General features: G+C 63.0%; 2 protein-coding genes and 1 pseudogene. All 3 read right to left on the bottom strand.

The features are described from left to right. On the bottom strand, nucleotides 1–181 hold a 181-nt coding region (locus tag AX735_RS26245), incomplete at its 3' end, for a hypothetical protein (protein WP_231750023.1). A gap of 315 nt (nucleotides 182–496) precedes the next feature. Then, nucleotides 497–901 (bottom strand): hypothetical protein, encoded by a 405-nt coding sequence (locus tag AX735_RS04675; protein WP_022675506.1) that lies wholly within the window; start codon nucleotides 899–901, stop codon nucleotides 497–499. After that, nucleotides 882–1069, bottom strand: a pseudogene (locus tag AX735_RS25620) (type II toxin-antitoxin system prevent-host-death family antitoxin); the annotation flags it as partial. The gene AX735_RS04675 and the pseudogene AX735_RS25620, both read right to left, overlap by 20 nt.

Below are 1069 nucleotides of genomic sequence, written 5' to 3'. Positions count from 1 at the left end.
GACGGCCGACGAGGTTGACGATGTTCATTGCAAGAGCCTCCTTGGTACCGACGGCTCGTCCGCCGGTGCCCTTGTCGAGCCTCGGCGGGAGAGCTGGGACACCGCGCGCTTCCGCGCGCGGGGAACCTCGGAAATCGAGGTGGTGCGGGCAGCCCGGCTTGCCGGGCAACACGGCTCGCATTTCTGCAGGTTGGCCCTAAGCTCGACCAAAGAGGCATGGGCACTGGTCGGCGGACGTGCTGTTGGCACAGGAGCTTATCGCACGCCTGGACATCAACTTCGCCGCGTACCGGCTTGTTATTGACGATGATGATCACGGGATAATTCGCCCGCCCTTGCCGATCCCGGTGAGCGAGAGGTCCCTCTGCGGCACTGATCCGGAATACCCGACCTCGGCCACCTCCGGCGCCAATCCACAACGCCGGCGTGACTGGCCTGACGTTGATGCACGATCAGACAAGGCTCCAAGGAGCAGGCTGCCTCGGCGTTCCGGAAATCAATCGCGATCGACGGCAGCGGCGCCCCAGGCTCCGATGGCATCGATGATCTTTGCTGTGAACCGCGGTGGGAGTCGTCCGGCAATGTACCCGGGCTGCTTCATCAGGGGTCTGATGTCGAACCCGGGCCAGGTGAACCGGTTGAATTCCGAAACGACAATCGCGCTACCCGGAACGAGCCCGGCTGTGCGTGCGATCTCATCGGGGATGGGGATGGCGTTCTTGCGCCCCTCGCCCTTGGTCGTGATCGCGGCGACCAGATAGCGCGAGCCGTCCACACCCACAACGACGACGAAGCGTTCCTTGACGCCTTCGTCGCGGCCTCGTCTCTGCTCTTCCTCGAAGAGATAGACGTAACGGAGGATATGGCCTGCGGCGGGTCGGTCAGTCTTCCCAGCGGTCATTGGCAAGTTCACTGGCCGAAGGCCGTGCATTGGCAAAAGCCTTGCGGTCGGCTCCGGTCATGTCGGACGAAGCGACAGCTTCGATATTCATGTGGCCGGCGATCACACCGCGTGCCGCCTGTTCAAGATGGCGGAAATATTCGCTATCTGCGATCACATGCCGCTCGC

Origin of the sequence: Blastomonas sp. CCH1-A6 (genome assembly GCF_001556365.1) — a bacterium.
GTDB lineage: Bacteria > Pseudomonadota > Alphaproteobacteria > Sphingomonadales > Sphingomonadaceae > Blastomonas > Blastomonas ursincola.
This window is presented reverse-complemented; position numbering and strand designations above follow the sequence as displayed.